General features: G+C 62.8%; 20 protein-coding genes. 10 read left to right on the top strand and 10 right to left on the bottom strand.

The features are described from left to right. Nucleotides 1–149 precede the first annotated feature (149 nt). On the top strand, nucleotides 150–1,487 hold the full coding sequence (locus NKH99_RS10320; protein WP_352540887.1) for an LGFP repeat-containing protein: 1,338 nt from the start codon (nucleotides 150–152) through the stop codon (nucleotides 1,485–1,487). A gap of 379 nt (nucleotides 1,488–1,866) precedes the next feature. Here the strand turns inward: NKH99_RS10320 and NKH99_RS10325 are convergent, their stop codons facing one another. The 4 genes from NKH99_RS10325 to NKH99_RS10340 all read right to left on the bottom strand — a co-directional run bounded on the left by NKH99_RS10325 (nucleotide 1,867) and on the right by NKH99_RS10340 (nucleotide 5,807). Then, complete coding sequence (locus tag NKH99_RS10325) at nucleotides 1,867–3,921, bottom strand: M3 family metallopeptidase (protein WP_352767472.1); 2,055 nt, start codon at nucleotides 3,919–3,921, stop codon at nucleotides 1,867–1,869. A gap of 89 nt (nucleotides 3,922–4,010) precedes the next feature. Continuing rightward, nucleotides 4,011–4,421, bottom strand: a complete 411-nt coding sequence (locus NKH99_RS10330) for a nuclear transport factor 2 family protein (RefSeq protein WP_352470724.1) — start codon at nucleotides 4,419–4,421, stop codon at nucleotides 4,011–4,013. Nucleotides 4,422–4,431: 10 nt separating this feature from the next. Then, nucleotides 4,432–5,076 (bottom strand): carbonic anhydrase, encoded by a 645-nt coding sequence (locus NKH99_RS10335; protein ID WP_352451260.1) that lies wholly within the window; start codon nucleotides 5,074–5,076, stop codon nucleotides 4,432–4,434. Between the two features lie 194 nt (nucleotides 5,077–5,270). Then, the gene (locus tag NKH99_RS10340; protein WP_352683701.1) at nucleotides 5,271–5,807 is read right to left on the bottom strand and encodes a TetR/AcrR family transcriptional regulator; all 537 of its coding nucleotides are present in this window, start codon (nucleotides 5,805–5,807) and stop codon (nucleotides 5,271–5,273) included. A 131-nt stretch (nucleotides 5,808–5,938) separates the two neighbouring features. On the opposite strand from NKH99_RS10340, the gene NKH99_RS10345 reads away from it, so the two are divergent. After that, nucleotides 5,939–7,234 carry an efflux RND transporter periplasmic adaptor subunit gene (locus tag NKH99_RS10345; RefSeq protein ID WP_502900021.1) on the top strand — a complete coding sequence of 432 codons (1,296 nt, stop codon included), beginning with the start codon at nucleotides 5,939–5,941 and terminating at the stop codon, nucleotides 7,232–7,234. Then, nucleotides 7,231–10,317 (top strand): efflux RND transporter permease subunit, encoded by a 3,087-nt coding sequence (locus NKH99_RS10350; protein WP_352767473.1) that lies wholly within the window; start codon nucleotides 7,231–7,233, stop codon nucleotides 10,315–10,317. Before NKH99_RS10345 ends, NKH99_RS10350 begins: the two co-directional genes overlap by 4 nt. Nucleotides 10,318–10,365: 48 nt before the next feature. On the opposite strand, the gene NKH99_RS10355 is transcribed toward NKH99_RS10350, so the two are convergent. Continuing rightward, complete coding sequence (locus tag NKH99_RS10355) at nucleotides 10,366–10,830, bottom strand: L,D-transpeptidase (protein ID WP_352834647.1); 465 nt, start codon at nucleotides 10,828–10,830, stop codon at nucleotides 10,366–10,368. 600 nt (nucleotides 10,831–11,430) lie between these two features. Between NKH99_RS10355 and NKH99_RS10360 the strand changes: the two genes are divergently transcribed. Further along, the gene (locus NKH99_RS10360; protein WP_353013905.1) at nucleotides 11,431–11,598 is read left to right on the top strand and encodes a hypothetical protein; all 168 of its coding nucleotides are present in this window, start codon (nucleotides 11,431–11,433) and stop codon (nucleotides 11,596–11,598) included. Between the two features lie 76 nt (nucleotides 11,599–11,674). Here the strand turns inward: NKH99_RS10360 and NKH99_RS10365 are convergent, their stop codons facing one another. Next, complete coding sequence (locus tag NKH99_RS10365) at nucleotides 11,675–12,361, bottom strand: response regulator transcription factor (protein ID WP_292663715.1); 687 nt, start codon at nucleotides 12,359–12,361, stop codon at nucleotides 11,675–11,677. Nucleotides 12,362–12,407: 46 nt separating this feature from the next. On the opposite strand from NKH99_RS10365, the gene NKH99_RS10370 reads away from it, so the two are divergent. After that, a complete protein-coding gene (locus NKH99_RS10370) occupies nucleotides 12,408–13,187 on the top strand; it encodes a response regulator (RefSeq protein WP_352978931.1) in 780 nt (259 codons plus the stop codon). A 39-nt stretch (nucleotides 13,188–13,226) separates the two neighbouring features. Further along, nucleotides 13,227–15,314, top strand: coding sequence for a PAS domain S-box protein (locus NKH99_RS10375; RefSeq protein WP_353013908.1), 2,088 nt, complete (start codon nucleotides 13,227–13,229; stop codon nucleotides 15,312–15,314). 88 nt (nucleotides 15,315–15,402) lie between these two features. Here NKH99_RS10375 and NKH99_RS10380 read toward each other — a convergent pair whose 3' ends face one another. Continuing rightward, a complete protein-coding gene (locus NKH99_RS10380) occupies nucleotides 15,403–15,807 on the bottom strand; it encodes a hypothetical protein (protein WP_353013910.1) in 405 nt (134 codons plus the stop codon). A 419-nt stretch (nucleotides 15,808–16,226) separates the two neighbouring features. On the opposite strand from NKH99_RS10380, the gene NKH99_RS10385 reads away from it, so the two are divergent. After that, a complete protein-coding gene (locus tag NKH99_RS10385) occupies nucleotides 16,227–17,429 on the top strand; it encodes an aromatic ring-hydroxylating oxygenase subunit alpha (protein ID WP_352470716.1) in 1,203 nt (400 codons plus the stop codon). 11 nt (nucleotides 17,430–17,440) lie between these two features. On the opposite strand, the gene NKH99_RS10390 is transcribed toward NKH99_RS10385, so the two are convergent. The 3 genes from NKH99_RS10390 to NKH99_RS10400 form a co-directional block, all read right to left on the bottom strand. Continuing rightward, nucleotides 17,441–18,208, bottom strand: coding sequence for a DUF429 domain-containing protein (locus NKH99_RS10390; protein ID WP_353013944.1), 768 nt, complete (start codon nucleotides 18,206–18,208; stop codon nucleotides 17,441–17,443). 62 nt (nucleotides 18,209–18,270) lie between these two features. Continuing rightward, on the bottom strand, nucleotides 18,271–19,155 hold the full coding sequence (gene pdxY / locus NKH99_RS10395; protein WP_352470715.1) for a pyridoxal kinase PdxY: 885 nt from the start codon (nucleotides 19,153–19,155) through the stop codon (nucleotides 18,271–18,273). Between the two features lie 9 nt (nucleotides 19,156–19,164). After that, nucleotides 19,165–19,416: a hypothetical protein gene (locus NKH99_RS10400; RefSeq protein ID WP_023678142.1), complete on the bottom strand. Its 252-nt coding sequence runs from the start codon at nucleotides 19,414–19,416 to the stop codon at nucleotides 19,165–19,167. A gap of 161 nt (nucleotides 19,417–19,577) precedes the next feature. Between NKH99_RS10400 and NKH99_RS10405 the strand changes: the two genes are divergently transcribed. The 3 genes from NKH99_RS10405 to NKH99_RS10415 all read left to right on the top strand — a co-directional run bounded on the left by NKH99_RS10405 (nucleotide 19,578) and on the right by NKH99_RS10415 (nucleotide 22,126). Next, nucleotides 19,578–20,222, top strand: a complete 645-nt coding sequence (locus tag NKH99_RS10405; RefSeq protein WP_352470713.1) for a LemA family protein — start codon at nucleotides 19,578–19,580, stop codon at nucleotides 20,220–20,222. A gap of 166 nt (nucleotides 20,223–20,388) precedes the next feature. Further along, a complete protein-coding gene (locus tag NKH99_RS10410; protein WP_353013912.1) occupies nucleotides 20,389–21,231 on the top strand; it encodes a TPM domain-containing protein in 843 nt (280 codons plus the stop codon). A 76-nt stretch (nucleotides 21,232–21,307) separates the two neighbouring features. Then, nucleotides 21,308–22,126 carry a TPM domain-containing protein gene (locus tag NKH99_RS10415; protein WP_353013946.1) on the top strand — a complete coding sequence of 273 codons (819 nt, stop codon included), beginning with the start codon at nucleotides 21,308–21,310 and terminating at the stop codon, nucleotides 22,124–22,126. The last annotated feature ends 8 nt before the right edge of the window (nucleotides 22,127–22,134 follow it).

Raw genomic sequence — 22,134 nt, forward strand, 5'->3', positions numbered from 1 at the left:
TCCACACTTTTCCTGGAATTGCTCTGGCGCAGCTCGGAACTCTGTAAGCCGTCCGTAAGTCGCGGTCTGGGAACCTCGGCTCGTCGATCAAAACCGATCGCCGGAGGCCTGAAGCCCCCGATACCAACACTCACAGGAAGGAAAAGGTCATGCCGTATACTGCCAGAGCAACTTCGAGAGTGCGTGCCGGTACCATCCGGGCTGGAGCCACAAGACTTTCCGACCAGCTCAGGATCGGGCCTTGGTCGCTCCTCTCGCCCGAAGCTGTCATACAGCAAAAGTACAACTCCCTTGGAGGCGCCGGCTTCGCCGAGATCGACAGGAAGGACACTGGAAAAGCCTGGTATCTCAAGAACGGCTCATGCATTTGTTACAACGATGCCATGCACGACGCCTTTGAGATCCATGGCGAAATCTACAGGAAGTGGATTGCGCTTGGCGGTCTCGCGTGGGGCATTCCCTGCACCGACGAAACCGGAACTCCCGACGGCGTCGGCCGATACAATCACTTCAACAACAATACCGCTTCGATCTACTGGACACCGAATACCGGTGCTCAAGCGATTTGGGGGGCAATTCGCGGCAAATGGGCAGCAATGGGCTGGGAGCGCTCGGTTCTCGGCTATCCGGTCACCGACGAAACCGGAACTCCCGACGGCGTCGGGCGCTACAACCATTTTGCCAATGCCGGCTCGATCTACTGGACACCGAACACAGGAGCCAACGTGGTGTACGGTGACATCCGCAAGAAGTGGGAGAGCCTGGGCTGGGAACAGTCATATCTGGGATATCCCACGACCGACGAGACCGAATTTGCCGATGGTGGCCGTGCCAATCTGTTTGAAAACGGCGGCATATACTGGTGGCCCGACACCGGCGCGATCGACCTTCGAGATGTCGTCGTCCACTATACCGGCCTCCATTGCTTCGGCGAGACCGACTGGGATCAGGGATCGAGTGCGGACGAACCCTATGTCATCGTCAGCGTGACAACGCCGCAGATCGCCGACACCAAGCGCAGCCAGGTCTATGGCGACGTCGATGCCGGAGATACAAGACCCGACCTTATGGAAATCTATCGAGGCAAGCCTTACGGCATCAATATCGGCACGGTGCTGATGGAAAACGATTTTGGCGACCCCAACAAATACAAGGACGAGGTGCAGAAGATCGTCATGGGCGTCCATACGGCGGGCACGCTCGCTTTGGGCCTCATTCCGGTGGCAGGACCTATCATTGCCGCGATAGCCGGCCCGGCCCTGGGATCCTTGATGCCATCGATCGGCGGCGCCATCAGCGATCTCTTCGATTGGGGCGATGACAGGATCGGGAGCGCGACAGTAACCATCTCCGCAAAACAGATGGTGTTGCTCGCGGCACGCACGAACAATACCACCTTCAGCGGGATTGGGTTCAAGGTGGAAACGCCCCTGATTTCCGGCGATGGGGCTTCCTACAAAGCCTATTTTGGCTTTGTGCCTGCCTAGGCCAATCGCCCTGGCAAAAAAGCTTGCCGGGACAATCAACTTACCAGCCCCGCCTTCCGTTGGCGGGGCTGCCAGTTCGCGACAGAGAGTTTCCGTAGCGGTCGTCGCAAGGTGCGGTCCGGATGCGGCAGCGGCCGATCAGCATAGCGGGCAAGCTGTCGTTGCCTAACCCCGCACAGCCCGTAGCGCCGCCATGAACGCGGCTCCTTCGGCCGGAACGATGGAGACCGCATTAAGTGCGGTCACCTCAACGACGCGGCCGCAGCCAACGAGGCCGAACGGGACCGGCGGAAACCGGATCAGGCGGTGCGCAACCCGCCGCCATGACAGCCGAGATCAATCAGGATGGAAAGAGAACGGTGACAAGAGCGGGCATGCATCACACCAGCCCGCGCTTGGCCATCATCGCTTCCGGGGAAGGCATCTTGCCGCGGAAGGCGGTGTAGAGTTCTTCCGGGTCCTTTGAACCGCCGGCGGCGTAGATGTTCTTGCGCAGCCGCTCGGCCAGCGCCGGATTGAAGGGATCGCCTGTTTCCTCGAAGGCGGCGAACGCGTCGGCGTCGAGCACTTCCGACCACATGTAGGAGTAATAGCCGGCAGAATAGCCATCGCCGGCGAAGATATGGCCGAAATGCGGGGTGCGGTGACGCATGGCAATGGTGTCAGGCATGTCGAGCTTTTCGAGCGTCTCGGCTTCGAAACGAAGCGCCTGTTCCGGTGCATCCGGCCGGGCGTGGTAGGCCATGTCGACCAACGCCGAGGCGGTGAACTCGACGGTGGCGAAGCCGGCGCCGAAGGTGCGTGCCGCCAGCATCTTGTCGACCAGCGCCTTTGGCATCGGCTTGCCGGTCTTAATATGCAGCGCATGCTTTTCCAGCACCGCCGGCACCGTCAGCCAGTGTTCATAGAGCTGCGACGGCAGCTCGACGAAATCGCGGCTGACCGAGGTGCCAGCGACCGATGGCCAGGTAACGTCGGTCAGCATGCCGTGCAGCGCGTGACCGAATTCGTGGAACAGGGTCTTGGCCTCGTCGACCGACAGCAAGGCTGCCTCGCCGGCCGGCGGCTTGGCGAAATTCATGATGTTGTAGATGACCGGCTTGGAGCCAGGACCAAGCTTGTAGCCGGATTTCAGCGCGCTCATCCATGCGCCGGAGCGCTTCGAGGGTCGCGCGAAATAATCGGCGAGGAACAGGCCGCGCTCGCTGCCGTCGGCATTCTTCACCACGAAAACACGGGCGTCCGGATGCCAGGTGGCAATGCCCTTCTTTTCTTCGAAAGAAATGCCGAACAATCGTGTTGCCACGTCGAAACAGGCGTCGATGATGCGGTCTAGCTGCAGATACGGCTTCAGCTCGGCCTCGTCGAAGGCGAATTTCTCTGCGCGCAGCTTCTCCTGATAGAAGCGCCAGTCCCAGGCAGCGAATTTCTCGTTGCTGCCGGCCTCGGCCGCCAGCCGCTGCAATTCGGCCTGGTCGCTTGCGGCCTTTTCCACCGCCTTTTCCCAGACCGGATCGAGCAGCGCGTGCACCGCCTCCGGCGTCTTGGCCATGGTATCGTCGAGCTTCAATGCGGCATAGGAAGGATAGCCGAGCAGCTTCGCCTTCTCGGCGCGCAGGCGCAGCATGTCGCGCACCACTTCCGTGTTGTCGGTAGCGCCGCCATTCTGGCCTCGCATGATGAAGGCGCGGAACGCTGTCTCGCGCAGGTCGCGGCGTTCTGAGAAGGTCGAGAACGGCTCGTAGATCGAACGCGACAAAGTGACGGCGTAGTGGCCCTTCTGGCCGCGCATCTCGGCGGCTTCCGCCATCGAGCTTTTCAGGAATTCCGGCAGGCCGGCAAGATCGGCCTCGTCGAGGAACAGCGCCCAGTCGCGCTCGTCGGCAAGCACGTTCTGGCCGAAATTGGTGCCGAGCGACGACAATTCCTCGTTGATCGAGGCGAGCCGCTTCTTGCCTTCGGCGTCGAGCCTGGCGCCGGAGCGGACGAAGTTTTTCCAGGTCTTTTCCAGTACGCGCAGCGTTTCGGCATCGAGCTTCAGAGTCTCGCGGCGTTGATAGAGATCGTCGATGCGGGCAAAGAGGCGCTCGTTCATCGAGATCGCCGAGAAATGCCGCGACATCTTCGGCGAAATGTCGCGCTCCAGCGCCTGGATTGCCTCGTTGGTGTGGGCGCCAGCGCGGCACCAGAAGATCGACGAGACATGGTCGAGAGCCTCGCCGGCGAGTTCGAGCGCGGCAAGTGTATTGTCGATGGTCGGCGTCCCGGTGTTGCCGGCAATCGCCTCGATCTCGGCCTCATGCGCCTTCAGGGCCGCGTCGAAGACCGGAGAAAAATCGCCGTCGCCGATGCGCGTGAAATCGGGCAGGCCGAGCGGCCCTTGCCATGCGGTCAGCGGATGGGCGGCGAGGTCGACGGTGGACGGCATGGGCAAACTTTCGCTGAGTGGCGGGAGAAGCGGATCGTCACCGATGTAAGGCGCCGGCCGGTTGCGCGCAACAGCGGGTCCCGTTCATGGTTCCGTCAGTAGCCGTCGCAGTTTTCGGCGATCGCGGCTTGCGAACTGGCGGTGATCTGGTCGTTGGCGACTGCAAAGGTCTCCTGCATCAGCATGTCGTTGCTGGGAAAATCATAGCAGGCGATCACAGTGGTGACGCCGCCCTCCGTCTTCTCGATCCGGTGGCGGATTTCGGCCCCGGCGACGGCGCCCTGCCACTCGGCGATCGAGGCGATGAATTCCTGCTTGCTTTGCACGACGCCGAGGTCGTCGAGCTTGATGCGGACGTTGTCGGCGAGCAGGTCCGACAATTCGGTGCGGTCGGCGATCAGTAGTGCCGAATACCAGCGGTCGATGATCGCGCTATCATCGGCGCGGGCGACAGTTATCGGGCACAGCAGTGCCGCCGCCGCGAACGCGATCCGAGCTCGCACCATGCCTCGTCTCCTACTCCGTCTCCGGCCGCTCGAAATCGCCGGTTTCCTTGTTCATCACCCAAAGCTCGCCGGTCGAAATATCGAACCAGGCACCGTGCAGCGACAGTCGCCCCTTGCCTTCGAGGATCGAAACACAAGGGAAGGTACGCAGATTGGCGATGGAATACCGGATCGAGATGCGCTCCAGCGCCGTCTGGCGCTCGGTCGCGGTCATGAAGGTGCTGGACGATACGGTCTCGGCCGCGGGCGCGATCAGGCTCATCCACTTGCCGATGAAATCGCCCGGCGACAAGGGTGCGGCCGTGGTGTCGAGTGCCGCGCGGATGCCGCCGCAGCGGCCGTGGCCCATCACCACGATGTTCTTGACCTTGAGGCTCTGCACGGCAAATTCGAGCGCCGCCGATGTCGAGTGGAACTGATCGTCTGGCGCATAGGGTGGCACCAGATTGCCGACATTGCGCAGCACGAACAGCTCGCCCGGCCCGGCATCGAAGATCGCTTCGGGCGCGGCCCGCGAATCGCAGCAGGCGACGATCATCGTTTCCGGTGCCTGGCCCTCTCGCGCCAGCGAGCGATAACGGCCGCTTTCGGTGAGATAGCGGCCGCTCATGAAACTGCGGTAGCCGGTGAGAAGATGCTCGGGAAGATGGGGCATGGGCAGCGGTGGGAGCCTTTCCGGGTTGAAGGCAGCTCGGTTCAATCCCGAAAGGCTCTAGCGCATCGGCCCGAAAATCGGAACCGATTTTCGGAAAGCGGGATGGCGTGGTTTCGACGTGCCAGCCCGTGTTTTGACACGGGTGAACGAACGCCGCCATTAATCGGCCTCAGAACCGCAGATTGGCGGTTCGACTATTCCGCGATGTCCAGCAGGGTCGATATCAGCAGCCGGCGCTCTTCGGCGGAGAGAATGTCCGAATCGAACAGGTTCATGCTGCGAAGCCCTTCGATGGCGAGATAGCAGACCAGTAGCGCTTTGAGGTTCGGCGTCTCCTGCTTCAGCCGCTCGAACAGCTGCCGCCTGAACGATTTTATCGGCGTCAGGAAATCGGGATCCTCGGCAATCGCCGAAAATATCCAGGATGCCGACGGTTTCGATTCCTCGGCATGCTCGGCCGACAGCTTGATGTAAGTTGCAAGCGGGCTTTCGCCGTTGACGCCGGCCGTGCGGGCGGACTCCAGGGCCTGCTCGAAGGCGCGCAGGTAATCCTCCACCAGCGCCTGCATCAATTTCGCCTTGGTCGGGAAATTGTAGAGAAGACCGCCCTTCGACACGCCGGCACGGCTGGCGACCGCATCCAGCGACAGGCTGCCAGGACCCGTCTCGCGCGCCACGGCGGCGGCGGCGGCGAGGATCTTCTCGCGCGAATTTGCTCTGCGGGCCTTCATCAAGCGTTCCCCATTCATTAGCTTAGGCGGAATTGACAAGACCGTCCAGACGGTACAGTAAGATCGCCGTCATTTGAAATTGGGACCAGGCACAGGTATGTGTTCCGGTCATCCGACCGTTATGCTGGGCCGTGGCCGAGGGACTGTTCGTGATCAAGCGCTTCATCATCGCCTTCATTCTGCTCGTGCTGGTGTGCGGCGGCATCGTCGGCTTCAACCTGTTTCGCGACAATGCGATCAAACAGTTCTTCGCCACCATGAAGCCGCCGGCCGCGACGGTGTCGACGGTCATCGTCAAACCGATGTCCTGGACGCCCGGCATCGAGGCGATCGGCACTGTCAGTGCCGTACGCGGTGTCGACCTCACGGTCGAAACCGCGGGCATCGTCAAGGACATCCTGTTCCATGCCAATCAGAAGGTCGCCGCCAACGCCGTGCTGCTGCAACTCGACGATGAAGTCGAGCGAGCCGACCTCGTCGCATCGAAGGCGCAAGCCACATCCGACCAGACCACGCTGATGCGCGCACTTGAGCTGCAGAAGCGCGGGGTGGGCACCGATGCTACGCTCGACACGGCGCAGGCAGCAGCATCGGTCTCCGCAGCGCAGGTAAACAAGCTGCAAGCGGTGCTCGACCAAAAGCAGTTGACGGCCCCTTTCAAGGGTACCGTCGGTATTCCGAAAATCGACCTTGGCCAGTATCTCACACCCGGCACCGCCGTGGTGACCTTGCAGGACATGGATACGATGCGTGTCGATTTCACCGTACCGGAGCAGCAGCTTCCGCAGCTGAAGATCGGACAGACGGTGCGGTTGGGCGTCGGCGGCGGCGACATGCCGTTCACCGGCAGCATCCGCGGCATCGATCCGAAGATCGACCCGACCAGCCGGCTGGTGACCGTGAGGGCGGAGGTCGGCAATCCCGAAGGCAAGCTGACGCCCGGCCAGTTCGTCCAGGTGCGCGTCGAACTGCCCGAGGAGAACGACGTGCTGGCGCTGCCGCAGACAGCGCTGACTTCCAGCCTGTACGGCGACTTCGTCTTCGTGGTGCGCCCGGCCAAATCCGCCGAAGCCAACGGCGCGGCGCCCGAGGCAAAGCCGGAAGAAAAGCCGGCTGCAGATGGTGCCAAGCCCGCGGCCGAAGCACCCGCGGCAAAACCCGACGAAAAGCCGGCTGCTACCCCAGCCAAACCGGCAGAGGAAGCCAAGCCGGCAGCGGAAGAACAGAAGCCGCAGCTCGTGCTCGCCCAGGTGTTCGTCAAGCCAGGCCGCCGCAACGCCGGCCTGGTCGAGATCCTGGAGGGCATCGCGCCCGGCGACCAAGTCGTTACCGCCGGCCAGAACCGGCTCTCCAACGGCATGTCCGTTGCCGTCGACAACACGATCGATCCGAGCAAGCCGGGCAACCAGCAGGCAGCCCAGCAATGAGCTTTTCCGACCTCTTCATCCGCCGCCCGGTCCTTTCGACCGTGCTTGCCTGCATGATCCTGCTTCTGGGTTTTCAGGGCATCTTCAACCTTTCGATCCGGCAGTATCCAGAGGTTGAAGAAACGGCCATCACCATCACCACGGCCTATCCCGGCGCCAGTGCCGACCTGATCCAGGGGTTCATTTCCGCGCCGATCGCGCGTGCCGTCGCGTCGACCGAAAACATCGATTATGTCACGTCGTCGAGCCGGCCGTCATCCAGCACCGTGACAGTGCAGATGAAGCTCGGCTCCGACCCCGACGTCGCGCTGAACGAAGTCTTGTCGAAGGTTCAGAGCGTTCGCGGCGATCTGCCGGACGAAACCAAAGACCCGGTGATCGTCAAGGGCACCGGCCAGCAGTTCGCGATGATGTACATCTCGATGCAGAACCCGAACATGACGCCGGAACAGCTCACCGAATATATCGAGCGCGTCGTACGGCCGCGTATCTCGACGGTCGAAGGTGTTGCCGACGTGCAGATTTTCGGCGCCGCCGAATATTCGATGCGCGTCTGGATCGACCCGATCAAACTGGCGGCGCGCGGCGTGACCGCGGCGGAAGTGCTGGCCGCCATCAACGAATCGAATTTCCTTTCCGCGCCCGGCGACACCGAAAACGAATATGTGGTTTCTTCGATCACCGTTCGCTCTACGCTGCAGACCCCGGAGGCTTTCGCCGCCCTTCCACTCCGGTCGAAGGACGGCAATGTGGTGAGATTGCGCGACGTGGCCCGCGTCGAACTCGCCGCGGCGAACACCGACACCAGGGTCAGCTTCAACGGCAAGCCCGGCATCTTTCTCGCTATCTTTCCGACGCCGGCCGCCAATCCGCTGACCACCGCGGCGGCAATCCACAAGATTGTGCCGACCATCCAGGAGACGCTGCCGCTCGGCATGACGATGGAGATCGTCTACGATTCAACCGAGCAGATCAGTGCGTCGATCGAGGAGGTGTTCAAGACCATCGGCGAGGCGGTCGCCATCGTCATCGTTGTTATCCTGCTCTTCCTCGGCTCGTTCCGCTCGGTGCTGATGCCGATCGTGACCATTCCGCTGTCGCTGATCGGCGTCTGTTTCCTGCTGTTTTCGGTGGGCTATTCGATCAATCTTTTGTCGCTGCTGGCCATGGTGCTGGCGATCGGACTTGTCGTCGACGATGCCATCGTGGTGGTGGAAAACATCCACCGCCACATGGAGGAAGACGGCTTGTCGCCGATGCAGGCGGCGTTCAACGGCATGCGCGAGATCTCGTCCGCCGTCGTCGCCATGACGATAACATTGGCCGCCGTGTTCGCGCCGCTGGCCTTCACCGGCGGCCTGACAGGCGCACTATTTCGCGAATTCGCGGTGACGCTTGCCGGCTCGGTGGTGCTTTCGGGTGTCGTCGCCCTCACCATCACACCGATGATGTCGGCACGTATCCTGAGGTCCGGCTCGCACAGCCGCTTCCAGCGCATTGTCGACAATACGTTCGGGCGCGTCGAACACATCTATGAGCGGCTCGTCACCGGTTCGTTGAACTATCGCCCGGTGACGCTGATGATCGTCCTCGCGCTGGTCGCCACGACCGGTTTCATGTTCACCAAGACCGCGAGCGAACTGGCGCCGGAAGAGGACCAGGGTTTCCTGCTTTCGCTGGTGACCGCGCCGCGGTACGCGACGTCGGACTATACCGAAACCTACGTCAATCAGATACTCGGCCTGGTCAAGGATCTGCCTGAGACGCGGGCACAGTTCTCGGCGGTCGCCTTCGGTGGTGGCCAGACGAACAGCGCTTTCGTCGGCTTTGCGTTCAAGGACTGGGCTGACCGCACGCGCAACTCGAAGGAAATCCAGCAAGACATTACGGGCCGCCTGAGCAAGGTGGCGGGCGTCGAAGCTTTCGTCTTCGCGCCGCCGACGCTGCCCGGCTCCGGCGGCGGCCTGCCGATAACGATGGTCGTGCGCTCGACCGGCGACGCCTCGCAGGTGTACGAGGCGGCCGAAGACATCAAGAACAAGGCGCAGGCCTCCGGCCGCTTCATCGTCGTGCAGAATTCGATGACCTTCGACGCGCCGCAAGTGACGGTGACGATCGACCGCGACCGCGCCGCCGCGCTCAACCTGCCGATAGCCGACATCGGCCGGACGCTGACGCTCCTGGTCGGTGGCGCCGAAGTGGCGCAATTCGACCGCGAATCCAACAGCTACGACATCATCCCGCAGGTGCCGCAGAGCTTTCGCGACAACCCTGAAAAACTGGGCGAGTATTTCGTGCGCAGCGTATCGGGCGAGATGGTGCCGCTCTCGGCGGTGGTGAAGATCTCGACCAACGCGTCGCCGGCCGCCATCGAGCAGTTCAACCAGCTCAACTCGGCGACGATCTCTGCCTTGCCGCGGCCCGGCATCACCACCGGGGATGGGCTACAGGCGATCGAGGACATTGCCAAGCAAAGCCTGCCCGACACCTTCTTCATCGACTATACCGGTCAATCGCGGCAGGAGAAGGAACAGGGCTACACGATCATCATCGCCTTCGCGGCGGCGGTGCTCGTCATCTATCTGGTGCTGGCGGCGCAATTCGAAAGTTTCCGCGATCCGCTGATCATCATGATGGCGGTGCCGCTGTCGATCTTCGGCGCGATCGTGCCGCTTAATGTCGGGCTCGGCACGCTCAACATCTACACCCAGGTCGGCTTGATCACGCTGATCGGCCTGATCACCAAGCACGGCATCCTTCTGGTCGAGTTCGCCAACCAGCAGCGTGAAATGCACGGCATGCGGCGGCGCGATGCGATCATCGCGTCGGCCAGGGTGCGGCTGCGGCCGATCCTGATGACGACGGCGGCGATGGCGCTCGGCGTGGTGCCGCTGATCATCTCCAGCGGCGCGGGTGCCGCGGCACGCTATTCGATGGGCCTGGTGATCTTCACCGGCATCCTGGTCGGAACCATGTTCACGCTGTTCGTGGTGCCGATGTTCTACACCTTCATCGCCAGCAAGGACCTGCCGCATCACGCCGAAAAGCCGGATCCGAAGCTGATGCCGGTAATGCCGGATTAGGCTGCGCTAATTTCCGGCCTTTTTTGAGAGCGACGAGAGCAGCATCGCTCATTTAACGATGACGATGCTGGTGTTGGCTGGGCCGAAGACCTCGACGAGCTGGTAGAAATCGGCGGCGTTGTCCGGATGCAGACGCACGCAGCCATGCGAGGCTGGCTGGCCGAGGCGCTTGATGGCGCTTGTCGCATGTACGGCGTAGCCGCCGCTGAAGAACACCGAATGCGGCATCGGGGCGTTGTCGTATTTCTTCGAATACCAAATTTCATGCATGCGGGTCGGCTTGAACGAACCGGTCGGCGTGACGTGCGTCCTGTCGCCGGTCGAGACCTTCCAGGCGAATGTCGGCCGGCCGTCGACCAGGATTTCCATGGTCTGCTGTGACAGTGATACCCGCGCGACGATCTTGTTGGCGGCGGCGTGGGCTGCGCCGTTGCCGGCACTGACAAGCAAGGCAGTACCGGTGATGACGGCGGCGGCGATGTTGATGAGCTTGGCGGAAATGGCAGTGCACATGATGTCTCCCCTATTCTGCCGGTCGGGACCGGCTCAATTCGATGACCGGCTTATCGGGGCGTCATGTTTCAAGCCGATTTCGCTAGATGCTCGTTTGTGTTTCGATTCTGTTTCCCCTGGTTAACAGAAAAGGTCCGCGCAAAGCAGCTTGCAGTTGCACGACGTCGTCATGACGGTGGCGTGTTTGCCTAGGCGGATCGGCCAAACCGCGGCGCGAATACGCGATTGCCTTTCGTTTGATAGGAAGTCACCTGACTCCGAAACCGAGCTGCAACAAAGCGCAGCCTCGGCGGCATGATCCGGATACAGCGAACAGGCAAAGTTGACCTAACGAAAACAGCGGTCAACGAACGATCGGAAGCCAACACTGTTTTCGCTACGGTCTGGATTGGTCTGGACAGTTTCCAGCCTGCGCGTCGACCGGCTCAAGCCCCTCTGGCGGGGGCGGCTTAGGGCCGTTGAGGATGCGCGGCGCCTCCGGCAACTTGCAGCCGAGAGGACCGAAGGCCCGCGCCGCAACGGGGGGCTCCGCTGGCGGCGCGGGCGCTTCGGGGGTTCCCCTGAAGTGCCCGTAAATTCCAATTTTGAGGAACGAACAGGATGAAAACGAAATTCGCCGCTTCCGTGCTTTCCGCCCTGCTCTACGTGCAGGGGCTGCTCGGCATTGCCGGCCTCGCCACCGTGCTGCTGAAGGAACGTGCCCATGCCGGCGAGGTCACCACGAACAGTGACATGCCGTCCGGCCCGTCGCTTCTCGTGGTGCGCTGAAGAGCATCGGACCCCAAAGTGGAAACCGGTTTTGGGAAAATCCGATGCTCAAGACAAAAGGGTGGCCGTTCTGCCTTCAATCGGCGAATTGCGTGGGCGGATCGAACCGGTAGCCCGCACCCCGTATGGTGGTGATGGTTTCGGTATCGAGCTTGCGGCGCAGCCGCACGATGCGCGAATCGATCGACCGATCGAAGGCTTCGGCATTTTCGGCGGGCGCGGCGGCGATGATGTCGTCCCGCGTCAGCACCTTGCGCGGGCTGGCCAGGAACAGCCTGAGCAGCGCCACCTGCCCGGGGGACAGCTGTTCTTCCGTGCCCGAGCGGTGCATGACGATGGCCGATCGGAGATCGACGGTCGCGTTCTCCAGCACGATCAGTTCCCCGGCGCTCCTGCCGCGCCGAGCCAGAAGGCCGCCGACGCGAGCGGCAAGCTCCCTGACATTGAGCGGGCTTTCGACGACGTCGGCGGCGCCGAGTTCGAGCGCCAGAACCTTGTCGACCAGATCGGCCGGGCGGCAGATCAGGATGAAATCCGGTCCACCTTCGCCGCCATGTCGCCTGAGCAGGTCGCGCCCCTCTGCCTGGCTGACGCTGTCGCCGACAACCACGACATCGATACCCTTTTCCGAAAGCAGCGATTCGGCCTCCCACGGCTGTCGCGCCGCGCGGACGTCATGACCGCGCCGCTCGAGATGATCGGCGAGATCGGTCGCAATTACTTCAGCGACGGAAACAAGCGCGATAACGGATCGTGCAGCCATGTTTTTCTACCCCGCATACGGCAACCCCAGAAGAGTGCTGGACATCATGTTTATACCCAATCTACTTTCCACTGAAAGCGGGAGCGAAAGCATCGTGCGGGCACGAATTGTCATTGTCGAGGACGAGCCCGACCTGAGGGATGCGGTCGCCGAGTATCTCGGCGCCAGCGGCTATGATGTGGCCACGGCCGAAAGTGCGGCGGCGGCGCGCGACCTTTTGGAAACCCAGTCCTTCCATCTGGCCATTCTCGACATCGCCATGCCGGGCGAGGACGGCCTGTCGCTCGGCCGCTGGATGCGGTCGAAAATGCCGATCGGCATCATCTATGCGACGGCCGCCGGTACCGCGCTCGACCGCATCGTCGGACTGGAGCTCGGCGCTGACGATTACATCGTCAAGCCTTACGAATTGCGCGAAGTGCTGGCCAGGGTGCGCAGCGTGCTGCGTCGCGTTCCTGAGCCGACCGAGCCACAAAAGGCCAAGACTGAAACATCCGGCGGCCGCCGGTCCGTGAGCTTCGGACCCTTTCACGCCGATCTCGACGGCAGGCTCGTCACCGGCGCCAACGGCGCGGTCATCGACATGGCCAAGAGCGAGTTCGACGTGCTGGAGGTGTTCCTGACGCGCGCCAACCGGCTGTTGACGCGGGCGGCGATCTCCGAGGCGATCGGTTTCGTCGAGGACCCGGAATCGTCCCGCGCGGTCGACATCCGCATCATGCGGCTGAGAAAGAAGATCGAAGCGGACCCGGCCAACCCGAAATTCCTGCGCACGGTGCGCGGCGAAGGCTATATCTTCTCGCTGCCGGCCGGTGAAAATAACTGAGGCCTGGCGGCTTGAGCAAGCCAAGGCCAGGAAATGACCATGACGGCTGAAACAGCACGCGCGGACACGCAGGGCGCCAGGCAGGGCGCGGCGATGGTGGCCGTGCATGTGGTTCGCCGCTTGCGCGAAGCCGGCGATTGGCAGCGCGAGATGGAAGGTATCCTCCAGACGCTTTGCGAAGCCATGGATTGTCACCGCGGCATCCTGTTTCGCCTGCGCGAACTGCCCGGCCAGGGTTTCGCCCAGTCGGTCGCCGCTTATTGGATCGCCCCCCGGTTTGGCGGTGAGCTGGCGTCACCTACCGTCATCGTGCAGTCGGTCGTCGATTCGGACCCATTGCTGGAACGGCTGGCGGAGGACGAGCGTCAAGGCAAGATCTTCGCCGGGCACACACGCGATCTCGAAGGCTTTCTGCGGACCGATTTCGAAAAGCAGAACATCAAGTCGTTCCTGTCGGTGTCGGTCTTTTCGCACGGCAATTTGTGGGGCACGCTGGCGGTCAACGATTGCGTCAACGAACGCGAATGGACCGACCAGGAAGAGGCGGCGCTGCACATGGTGGCACTCGCCATCGGCGATGCCATCGAACGATCGCCCTCCGACGCGCATGCCAGCGACGTCATTCGCCGCACCATGCTGCAGGCCTCGCTCGACGCCATCATCGTCATCGACGAGACCGGGTCGATCATCGAATTCAATCCGGCCGCCGAGAAGATGTTCGGCTATCGGCGCAGCGATATCCTCGGCAAGGACCTGCTCGACACGGTCGTGCCGGAATATTACCGCAAGGGCTATGCGTCCGGCGCCGAATATATGTCGGGCCGCGGCGCGCCGATGGTCGGCCAGCGGCTCGAAACGGTCACCCAGAACGCCGCCGGCGAGGTTTTTCCGATCGAGCTGACGGCAACCGAGATGCGGGTCGCCGATCGCCAGCTGATCTTCGGCTCTATCCGCGACCTGCGCGACAGATTGCGCGCCGAGGAGGAAATCAACCGCCAGCGCGAAAAACTGCACCAGAACGAGAAGATGGCGGCGATGGGCTCGCTGCTTGCCGGCGTTTCGCACGAGCTCAACAACCCGCTGGCCGTGGTCGTCGCCCAGTCGACGCTGCTGCATGAATTCGCCGCCGATCCGCAGACAAAGGTGCGCGCCGAAAAGGTGCGCGCCGCTGCCGAGCGCTGCGGCCGTATCGTCAAGAGCTTCCTGTCGATGGTCCGCCTGCACCCGGCCGCACAGGCCGAAACCGACCTCAACCAGGTGATCCGCGCCGCACTCGAAGTGACCGCCTATGGCGCACGGTCGAGCGGCATCATCATCGACACCGATTTCGCCAGCGGCCCGTTGCTGGCCATGGCAGATGCCGACCACGTGACGCAAGTGGCCGCCAACTTCCTCATCAACAGTCAGCACGCCTTGGCCGGCGTTGCCGGCGACCGCCGGATCAAGGTCCGGACGTTTCGCAGCGACCGCGGCAATCCCGGATTCTCGGTCGAGGACAACGGACCAGGCGTGCCGGAAGCGATACGCTCACGCATATTCGAATCCTATTTCACCACCAAGCCGGTCGGTGTCGGTACCGGCATCGGCCTGTCGATCTCGAAATCGATCATCGAGCGGCACAATGGCAATATCTGGTTCGAGGAGGTTTCGCCGAGAGGTGTGCGTTTTGTCGTGCACATGCCGGCGATCGCTGCTGGCGCCGCCGCCGCTAGCGACAGTCCGTCGCGGTCGAGCGGCTTGCGTCACGCGCTGATCATAGACGATGAGCCGGATGTCGCGGCGTCGCTGTCCGACATTCTGGAGTTGATGGGCATCAAGTCAAGGATCGTGCCGGCCTGGGTCTCGGCCGCCGCGACGCTGAGCGGCCATATCCCGCCGGACATCGTGTTTTCCGATTTGCGCATGCCCGGCACCAGCGGCATAGCCGCCTATCGCGAGCTACTCGCCGAAATGCCGGGTCTGGCGCGGCGCTTCGTGCTTGTCACCGGCGATCTGATCGGCGCGAAAGGCGAGATCGAGGCGCTGCCGGCGCCGCAGCGGCCGCCAATCCTCGAAAAACCGTTCAGCACGCTGGATGTGCGCGGCGTGCTCTCGGCCATTGCCGAGCAGGCGGCTCTGGGCGGCTAGACTCCGAGATCTCTCCCGGAAGAAAAAGGCTCCCGGCCGACATTGCGGCGGGAGCCTGACTGGAGTGCTGGAGGGCGCTCGCAAAAAGTCAAAAAACGTTCGGCGTATCGGCCAGTGGTGCGGCGTTGGCGATCATGCGGACCGGCCGTGCCTTGCCCGACTGGGCGGCGATGACGCGCAGGCAGTCCAGGCTCTCGGCGCCCCAGGCCTGCCCCTTGCAGGCAAAATCGATCTCCGGCGCCGGCAGGCGCGCCGTCTTGGTGGTGGTCGTCGCGCCATCGATGAGGTTGGCCGGCGGGTTCAGTGAGGCGAAGGCCGGACCGACGGTCGGCGTCAACGCCATGCCGGCAAATGCGGCAGCCGCCAGCAGCATGAACATCGCCATTGGATGATCACTGGCGCGCTGGCGCAGCGCCAGCTTCGGGCGCCGGTGGTTACGCTGGGAACCCTGCTGGCGAAGGTCGGTATCGGTGATCTGGATTTTCGTACGCATCGTCGTTTCCTTCGGTCTTCTTCTTTTCTCTGTTGAAACGAACCTAATCGCACCTTGTAACCGGCCAACGATGATGAATTAACGATTGTGTAACCGGCATGAAACCAAGCCCGCGGCCATTCCTGGGCAAACCGATCCGGCGTAGCTGGCAGCACCGGTGGCATTCTCTGCTCGTTTTCCGCTACCCACGGCACCAGATCCACGTCGCCTTTCCAGGCCCACGGAGCGTCGGGCGCTCAACAAGTGTAAGGGGATTAACGTCTGGAATTCCCGGGATTTTCCCGGCTTCGATCGTTCGGACTGGGCTCTCGAATCCCGTTCGATTTCCCGTCAAGACTTCGCCCCATTTTTCCAAGCCATTGCATTTCAATGGAAAATATGCTTTTATTGAACGACCATTCAATAAATAAAGAGCCTTTATGAACCCGCATCTGCGTGACGTGGCAATCCCCAACGATTGGGATCGGCGGGGGCTGCCGGGCTGGAGCTATCATTCCGACGCCTTGCTCGAACTCGAGAAAGAGCACGTCTTCCGCAACCATTGGCAGATCGCCGGCCATGTCTGCGACGTGCCGAACGCCGGCGACTATCTGACGATGGATGTGGTCGGCGAGCGGGCGCTGATCGTGCGCGGCAAGGATGGCGTTGTGCGCGCCTTCAACAATATGTGCCGCCACCGCGGCAGTCGCGTCGTTGCCGACAGCCAGGGCACTTGCAAGAATGCGCTGGTCTGCCCCTTTCATGGCTGGGTCTACAATCTCGACGGCACGCTGCGCGGTGCTGCCCGCCCCCGTTCATTCCCCGACCTCGACAAGACCGATTTCGGCCTGATGCCGCTCGAGCTCGAAATCTGGATGGGCTTCATCTTCATCCGTTTCCGCAAGGGTGGGCCGCAGCCATCGGTGGCCGAGCTGTTGAAGCCGATCGAAGCCGAGATTGCCCATTACGGCGTCGCCGAGATGGTGCCATCCTGGGGCATCTGGACCCAAAGGACGCCGGTCAACTGGAAGTCGGTGCGCGATGTCGACAATGAAGGCTACCACGTCGCCATGGCGCATCCGGCGCTGCAGGACCTTTACGGTGCGACATATTTCGACGAGCCGTTCGTCAACGGCGTGTCGCGCTCGTTCGCCACCTACAATCCGCATGCCGGACGGCGCTGGAGCGTCGCGCAGTACATCAAGCTCGCACCCGAGGCGAAGCACCTGCCGGAACACCTGCGCAAGGCCTGGATCTACTACGGCATCTTCCCGAACAACGTGCTGTCGATCATGCCGGAATCGGTGCAGTTCTATCAGGAATTTCCGCTGTCGACGGGTGAGACGCTGCTGCGCGGCGCCATCTACCGCTATCGCGACGAGACCAGGGAACAGGCGGCAGCCCGCTACCTATCCTACCGCATCGACCGCGACACGCTGGCCGAGGACGTGCAGCTTTCGATATGGTCCAACGAATCCATGCTGTCCGAAGCCTTCGGAGGTTTTTACCTCTCCGATCTCGAATATGGCGTGCGCACCCACCACGACCATTTGCGTAAGCAAGTTCCCGTGCTCGGATTGGAGACCGCGCCCGAGGAGAAGGATATGTGGGCACTCAACGAGGCGCTCAGATCACGCTCCTGACGCCCCGGTCCTCAGGCCCAAATGGCGACCGGAATGCCGAAACGATCGGCGAGCGGCGGATCCGGAAACGGCATTGCCTCGCCTCTGACGATGCGTCCGGCAACCGCCATCATCGCCGCGGCGTCGAGGAAATCGTCGGCGGCCGCGCCGCGCGGCGGCGTCTGGTCGAGAAAATCCTGGCTATAACCATGCTGGGCAAGCAGCGCCTTGCGTTCGGCCATGCCGGCCGGATTGATGTTGCCCCTGATCTTCTTCGGCAAGCGCATAGCGCGGTCGCCGTTCAGTTTGCAGAAGGCAACTTCCGGATGCGATTCGAAGACACGGCTGCGCAGTTCGGGCCGCGCGATCAGCAGCGAATCGATCTCGCGGATCTTGGCGAAGATGCCGAAGGCCTGGATCGAGACGCCGCGCGGCGGATCTGAGGTCGTCCTGGCCACCTCGCTTGCCTTGCGATGTGCGGCGTACCAGGCATCGACCGTGGTGAAGGCTTCGACCTCCGCGTAGAGCGCGGCGCGGGAGGGAATGGCAAAGACACTGGACTGCCGGGCCCCGAGCAGCGGCCGCACCAGCGCCTCCGGGCCGCGACCGCCTCGTTGCGAGAAATCGGGCAGGCCGATTGGCATATCGACCGCTACCAACGAGTCGGCGGGCAGTCGGTCGAGCAACGCCGCGAAGCTTGGGAAAACGGCTGTCGACGGTGCCGCATCGGGATCGCGGCGGACGGCTATCCAGCCGGCCTTGCAACCGTCGACGCCGACAAGCACAACGTTCTCGGGCACAACATGGTCGGGCGCAACATCCTTGGGCGCATCATCCTGGGGCACGGCGTCTTCGGCCTGCGTCACGCCCGGCGGTCCCGTTCCGGATGCAGCAGATGGCGAAGCTGCACCATCGCCATCGGGTGCGACAGGCTCTGGGCATCGGTCTCGAGCTGCAACTCGTCGCCGCCGCGCTTGGCGGTCCGCGCCAGGATCTCGTAGACCGCCGCCGTGGTCGATTGCAGCGCCTTGGCGGCCGGCTGGCCGGACAGGATCCGCGCCAGGTAGACGGCAGCCGTCAGGTCGCCGAGCCCATTCGGCGGCTTGTCGATAAGCCGGTGTTCGGCAAGCAGTGCCTCTCTGCCGGCGAGCAGCAAATTGCCGGTGCCGCCGGCCATCATCGCCGGCGCCGATGTGACCAGCATGGCCGGTGGGCCGGCCTGCAGGGCTGCAGCCATTGCCGATTTCAAGTCGGGCAGCGGCGCTCCGGCCATCCATTCCAGCTCGTAGCGGTTGGGCGTGGCGATATCGGCGATCGGCATCAGCCGGTCGCGCATGGCGATTGCGGTCGGCTCAGGTACGTAGAGCCCGCCCGAATCGCCCATCACCGGATCGCAGATATAGAGGGCGTCCGGCGTCTTCGCCTTGACCGCGCCGACCAGCGAAGCGACGGCTTCGGCCTGGCCAGCCTCGCCGAGATAGCCGGACAGCACGGCGCCGACCTCGCCCAGCCACGGCGCGCGCTCGAGGTCGGCCATCAGCGCCTTGAACTGGTCCAGCGGCGGCACGATGCGGGTGGCCCGGCCATGGCCCGGATGCCAGGGCAGGATGACGGTCGGTACCGCCCAAACCGGAAAGCCGAGCGTCTCCAGCGCAAAGACAGCGGCACGGTTGCCGACCGAGCCACGGGCGACATGACTGGAGACGACGATGACCGCGCGCGGCGCGTCGGTTTTTTCGGCACTCATTGATTTTTCCTAACTGCCCCTGGTGACGAAAAGCACGAGCCAGATCAACAGGCCGATGGCAATAAGCAAGCCCGCTGCCCGACCGATGCGGGTGCCCCAATATTCAATCGGGTCCGACCGGTCGGCATCGGCCGCAGTGACGTGGTCGCGCGCGCCTTTAGTCGTTCGTGCAAGGAACGAGGTGCCCCCCGGGTCGGTCTCGCGCGCCACCCGTTCGATGATGCGGCGCGATTCCGCGTCGCTGTCGTGGCGTTTCGCCATGGTGATGTCCCGTTTTATGCCGAGCTTAACCCGTTCGCCTCGTCTGTCACAGGGCCCGACGGCGAATGGCAGAAACCAGTAACACTTCTCGGCCGAAGTCATTTTCTTACGCAAGGATTGTGCTAATGCTTCGCCTGCCAATGCTATCGAGGGGACTTATCATGCTTGCCCAGCGCCTTTCTTCGCCGCCAATCTTTCGTAATTTAGCTGCGTTCCTGGTCATGGCCGTCATGCTGCCGCTGCTTGCCGGCTGCGGCTACAACACCATTCCAACAGCTGAGGAAAACGCCAAGGCCGCATGGAGCGAGGTGTTGAATCAATACCAGCGCCGCGCCGATCTCATCCCCAATCTGGTCAACACGGTCAAGGGCTACGCCGCGCACGAGAAGGACACGCTCGATGCCGTGGTCGAAGCGCGCGCCAAGGCGACGCAGGTGACCGTGACGCCGGAAACGCTGAATAATCCGGAAGCCTTCAAGAAATTCCAGGACAGCCAGGCCGGCCTGACCAGCGCGCTGTCGCGCCTGCTGGCGGTGGTGGAGAACTATCCCGATCTCAAGGCCAACCAGAACTTTCTGGCGCTGCAAGCACAACTCGAAGGCACCGAGAACCGGATCACGGTCGCCCGCCGCGACTATATCCAGGCAGTGAGAGAGTACAATCTGACGCTGAGGACCTTCCCGTCGGTGATCTGGGCGACCTTGTGGTTCCGCGGCAACCAGCCGTTTGCGAATTTCACCATCGAGGAGGATAAGATGCAGCCGCCGAAGGTCGATTTCGGCACCAACACCACGCAAGGCGGGTGAAGAACAGCCGGTGAGCGTGGTCCCTATTGGCCTTGCACTCCGTAGCGCCCCCCTCTGCCCTACCGGGCATCTCCCCCTCAAGGGGGAGATTGGCAGCTTTGGCCTCACCGCCCATCCTGCAACGTTGGAGATTGGCGAAAACAGCCGTGACAGCCGATCTCCCCCCTTGAGGGGGAGATGTCCGGCAGGACAGAGGGGGGCGCGACAGAACGCCAGCCTGGCCTTCCTGCTCGTCTTCCAAAGCCTTCTCCTCCTCCCTCTCATCGCCTTCGCCGCCGACCTGCCAACCCTCACCGGACGGGTCGTCGACGATGCCGGCATCATCGATGCCGCGACCGAGGCGGCGCTGACGCAGAAGCTTGCCGAGTTCGAGACCAAAGGGTCCGACCAGATCGTCGTCGCGACCATCCCCAGCCTCGACGGCGAGGAGATCGAGCCTTACGCCAACCGGCTATTCCGCGCCTGGAAACTGGGCCAGGCGAAGGAGAACAACGGCGTGCTTTTGCTGGTGGCGCCGAACGACCGCAAGATGCGCATCGAGGTCGGCTATGGGCTGGAAGGCACGCTGACCGACCTGCATACCAAGCTGATCATCGAAAACGACATGGTGCCGGCCTTCCGTGCCGGCGATTTCTCAGGCGGCATCAGCAAGGCCGTCGACGACATGATCATGGTGCTGGAAGGCAATCCCGAAGAGCTGGAGGCGCGCGGCGAACGCAACCAGCAGCCGCCGTTCAACAGCGACGATCTGTTCTTCACGATCTTCATAGCCATCTGGGCAATCATCTTTTTCGGCGGCCTCGCAGCCTCCATCCTGCCGCCGATCTTCGGCCAGAAGATCGGTCCCGGCCGCTATCGCTGGCTGGGCATGACCTTCGAGCCAAACCGGCGGTCGTCCGGCGGCTGGGAGGGAGGTTCCGGCGGGGGATGGTCGTCGGGTTCAAGCGGTGGCGGGTTTTCCGGCGGCGGCGGTTCGTCCGGCGGCGGCGGCTCCTCGGGAAGTTGGTGACGAGATGACAAGACACGCCGTCAGCCCGGTGGAATCCGGCCGTTTCACCAAAACGATCGGCACCGCGCTGTTGGCCATGGTGGTGCTGCTGGTCGGCTTCGCGGCCTTCGCCGCCGCACTGCCGGCGCTGACCGGACGGGTCGTCGACAATGCCGGCATCATCGATGCCGCGACCGAGGCGGCGCTGACGCAGAAGCTTGCCGCTTTCGAGACCAAGGGTTCCGACCAGATCGTCGTCGCGACCATTCCCAGCCTCGACGGCGAGGAGATCGAGCCTTACGCCAACCGGCTGTTTCGCGCCTGGAGACTCGGCCAGGCGAAGGAGAACAACGGCGTCCTGCTTCTGGTGGCGCCGAACGACCGCAAGATGCGCATCGAAGTCGGCTATGGGCTTGAAGGCACGCTGACCGACCTGCACACCAAGCTGATCATCGAAAACGACATGGTGCCGGCCTTCCGTGCCGGCGATTTCTCCGGCGGCATCAGCAAGGCCGTCGACGACATGATCATGGTGCTGGAAGGCAATCCCGAAGAGCTGGAGGCGCGCGGCAAGCGCAATCCGGCGAATGACAATCCTGTCGATCCCATCTTCATGCTGTTCATCGTCCTGTGGGCGACGATGTTCTTCGGCGGCTTGGCAATGGCGTTCCTGCCGCCGATCTTCGGCACGAAACTGTCGCCGGGCGTGTACAAGTGGCTGGGCATGACGTTCCGCTACGGCCGTGGGCCAGCTTCGTCATCTTCCGGCGGCGGTAGCTGGACGTCCGGGACCTCGTCAGGCAGTGGCTGGTCGTCTGGAAGTTCCGGCAGCGGTTGGTCGTCCGGAAGTTCGGGCGGCGGGTTTTCAGGCGGCGGCGGCTCGTCCGGCGGCGGCGGTTCTTCAGGAAGCTGGTGAGACATCAA

The sequence above is a fragment of the Mesorhizobium sp. M0854 genome (genome assembly GCF_040319815.1).
Lineage (GTDB): Bacteria > Pseudomonadota > Alphaproteobacteria > Rhizobiales > Rhizobiaceae > Mesorhizobium.